The sequence below is a fragment of the Mycobacterium sp. genome (genome assembly GCF_049281135.1).
GTDB lineage: Bacteria > Actinomycetota > Actinomycetes > Mycobacteriales > Mycobacteriaceae > Mycobacterium.
The window spans coordinates 1-3159 of sequence record NZ_JBAPRN010000656.1 but is presented as its reverse complement, the minus strand read 5'-3'; the positions used below and the strand labels follow the sequence as shown (position 1 = coordinate 3159).

At 64.0% G+C, this 3159-nt stretch carries 4 protein-coding genes and 1 pseudogene; 2 read left to right on the top strand and 3 right to left on the bottom strand.

Going from position 1 to position 3159, the window contains the following annotated elements:
- On the top strand, positions 1-1014 hold a 1014-nt coding region (locus tag WAN02_RS26420), incomplete at its 5' end, for an aldehyde dehydrogenase family protein (protein WP_422267957.1).
- Between the two features lie 19 nt (positions 1015-1033).
- Positions 1034-1465, top strand: coding sequence for a DoxX family protein (locus WAN02_RS26415; RefSeq protein ID WP_422267955.1), 432 nt, complete (start codon positions 1034-1036; stop codon positions 1463-1465).
- A 3-nt stretch (positions 1466-1468) separates the two neighbouring features.
- Here WAN02_RS26415 and WAN02_RS26410 read toward each other — a convergent pair whose 3' ends face one another.
- From WAN02_RS26410 to WAN02_RS26400, 3 genes and pseudogenes are all read right to left on the bottom strand, one after another.
- On the bottom strand, positions 1469-2584 hold the full coding sequence (locus WAN02_RS26410) for an epoxide hydrolase family protein (RefSeq protein WP_422267959.1): 1116 nt from the start codon (positions 2582-2584) through the stop codon (positions 1469-1471).
- A 79-nt stretch (positions 2585-2663) separates the two neighbouring features.
- Positions 2664-2897 carry a hypothetical protein gene (locus WAN02_RS26405; RefSeq protein ID WP_325695169.1) on the bottom strand — a complete coding sequence of 78 codons (234 nt, stop codon included), beginning with the start codon at positions 2895-2897 and terminating at the stop codon, positions 2664-2666.
- Between the two features lie 60 nt (positions 2898-2957).
- Positions 2958-3159 (bottom strand): annotated as a pseudogene (locus tag WAN02_RS26400) (LLM class F420-dependent oxidoreductase); the annotation flags it as partial.

The following is a 3159-nucleotide window of genomic DNA, read 5'->3' as shown; positions in this document are numbered from 1 at the left end:
CCCTACGGCGTGGTCGGGCTGATCTTCCCGTGGAACGGACCGATCTTCAACGCCAGCGCCAAGCTCGCGCCGGCGCTGGCCGCCGGCTGCAGCGTGCTCGTCAAACCCGCTGAGGAGACACCGCTTTCAGCTCTACTGCTCGACCGGCTGATCCACGAAGCCGGTGTGCCCGAAGGTGTCGCCAACTTGCTGACCGGCTACGGTCACACCGCGGGTGCGGCGATCACCGCGCATCCCGACGTCCAGAAAGTCGCCTTCACCGGCTCGACTGAAGTCGGCAAGGAGATCGTGCGGGCGTCCGCCGACAATCTGAAGAAGGTCACGCTCGAACTCGGCGGCAAGTCGCCGGTCCTGATCTTCGACGACGCCGACATGAGCAAGGCCCTCCTGATGGCATCGCTGGGCATCTTCGTGCACTCCGGCCAGGGCTGCGTCTGCGGATCGCGGATCTTCGCCCAGCGCGGCGTGTACGACCAAGTGGTGGAAGGCATCTCGATGATGGCCAACACCTTCAAGCTCGGCGCTCCCAGTGAGGAGGGCTGCGTCAGCGGCCCGCTCATCAGCCAGAAGCAGCTGACCCGGGTGATGGGCTTCATCGACGAAGGCAAAAGCGACGGCGTCGAAGTGGTCACCGGCGGTTACCGGCTGGACCGTAAGGGCTACTTCGTGCACCCGACGGTGCTCACCAACGTCGATACCAGCATGCGGCTCTACCAGCAGGAGATCTTCGGGCCCGTCGTCACGATCCTGCCGTTCGACGACGAGGAAGAAGCTGTGGCCCTGGCGAACGACACCACCTACGGCCTGGCCGCCACTGCCTGGACGCAGGATGTCGGCCGGGCCCACCGGATGCTCAAGCGCCTACACGCCGGCAGCGTCCAAGTGAACTGCCAGTTGGTCTTTGACCACGACGTGCCGTTCGGCGGCCACAAGCAGTCCGGCTGGGGCCACGAGTTCGGCAAAGAGGGCATCGACATGTACATGAAGACCAAGTCGGCCTGGATTCAGCTGTAGACGCGTATATCGTCTGCGCATGGCGCAAAGTCTCGAGGCCCGGCTGAATTCGTATTGGCCGCCTGCCTTATCAGTGTTTCGGGTGATGTTCGGGTTGCTGTTTGTCAGCCACGGCCTGTCCGGGCTGATCGGCTGGCCGGCTGCGGATCACGTGGCGCCGGTGGGCCAATGGCCCGACTACTACGCCAGCTGGATCGAAGCGGTCACCGGTGCGCTGATCACCCTCGGGCTGTTCACCCGGCCTGCCGCCTTCCTGGCTTCCGGGGAAATGGCGTGCGCCTATTTCACGGTCCATCTGCCGCATGGCTTCTTCCCGATCAACAACCACGGCGAGGACGCGGTGATGTTCTGCTTCGCGTTCCTGTTGCTGTTCTTCACCGGCGGCGGGCCCTACGCGTTGGACGCCCACCGAAGTCGGTGGCCCGGGCGCCGAAGTCGACTGCGGCGCTGAGCTTTACCGCACCGTCGCGAAGAATGCCCGGACGTCGTCGACGAACAACTCCGGCTGCTCGAAGGCGGCGAAGTGCCCGCCGCGCGGCATCGTCGTCCAGTGCGTGACGTTGTAGGCGGCGTCACACCAGCTTCGCGGGGTGCGCAGGATTTCCTTCGGAAACGCGGCGACTCCAGTGGGCAGCTCCACACGGCCATCGGTCACAAACCTGTTGAAGCTCTCCCAGTACAGCCGGGCTGAGGATGCGCCGCTGCCAGTGACCCAGTACAGCATCACGTTGTCGAGCAATTCGTCACGGCTGAGCACATTCTCGGGGTGCCCGCCGCAGTCGGCCCATGCCCAGAACTTCTCGGCGACCCACGCCAGCTGCGCCACCGGCGAGTCGACCAGTCCATAACCGAGCGTTTGAGGCCGCGTGGATTGCTGCTTGGAATAGCCGGTGCCCCACTTCCGGTGTTCCGCATATGCGGCCAGGGCCTGTTGATCGTCCTCGGTGAAATCGGCGGACCCGGCGACAGGCTTCGCGATCGGCATGTTCAGGTGGATGCCCACACAGTGACCTCCGTTGCGCCCGATTTGCGTCGTCACCGCCGCACCCCAGTCACCGCCCTGCGCGCCGTATCGTTCGTAACCCAGCCGTCCGACCAACGTCTCCCACGCTTCGGCGATCTTCTCCACCCCCCATCCGGTGTGGGTTGGCCGGCCGGAGAATCCGTAACCCGGCAGCGATGGGCAGATCACGTGGAAGGCGTCCTCGGCGCGACCCGACGGCGGGTTGACCAACGGCTGGATCACCTTGTGGAACTCGACCACCGAGCCCGGCCAGCCGTGGGTGATCACCAGCGGCAGCGCGTCGTCGTGCGGCGACCGTTGATGGATGAAATGGATGTCCAGCCCGTCGATCTCAGTCAGGTAATGATCGAACCGGTTCAACGCGGCTTCCCGCGAACGCCAGTCGTAGCCATCGGCCCAATAGGCGGCCAGCTCCCGGGTGTAGGCCAGCGGGATCCCCTGGCTCCAGTCGTCGACCGTCTCCGACTCCGGCCATCGAGTGCGCGACAACCGCTCCTTGAGGTCATCCAGAACGGCGGCGGGCACGTCGATGCGATACGGCCTGATTTCCGGCATGGCTCCCATCATGCAGGCAGCAACTATCGCCGACTGTCACCAGGTCCGAGGTGATACCTCTGACACCAGGTCACAGGATGTGCCGCGGCGACCTGCCCATGTAGTAACCGGTCGGGAACGACATCTCGATCACCCGAAGTTGATCGTGAGCTTTCGACTCGAGCTCGAGGACAACGCAGCTCTCGTCGAAAGATTTCGACTCCAGGACGATGTAGTGCTGACCGCCGCCATGGACGTCGGTAATCGGGTCACCTGACCGCAGTGCCTCCACTGGCACCAGCTCGGGATTTCCGTGTAGCTCCACCCTCGTCACGTTAGGGCATTCGCGGAAGAGTGGGAACGCTTTTTGGTGCACCGACTCCGATCACCCGTCGAGAGCGAGGTCCTTGCGGAATCGCTTCATCCCGTCGACCTTCTCGGCGAGCGTGCCATCCGGTCCGGAGTAGAACATCCACGGCATCGTGATGATGCCGGTGATGCCGGCGTCCTCGGCGCGCTGGTAGTGGGCGATTGTGAATGCATCGGTCAACGGGGTAAGGACAGTGAAATCGTCCATCGTTAAACCG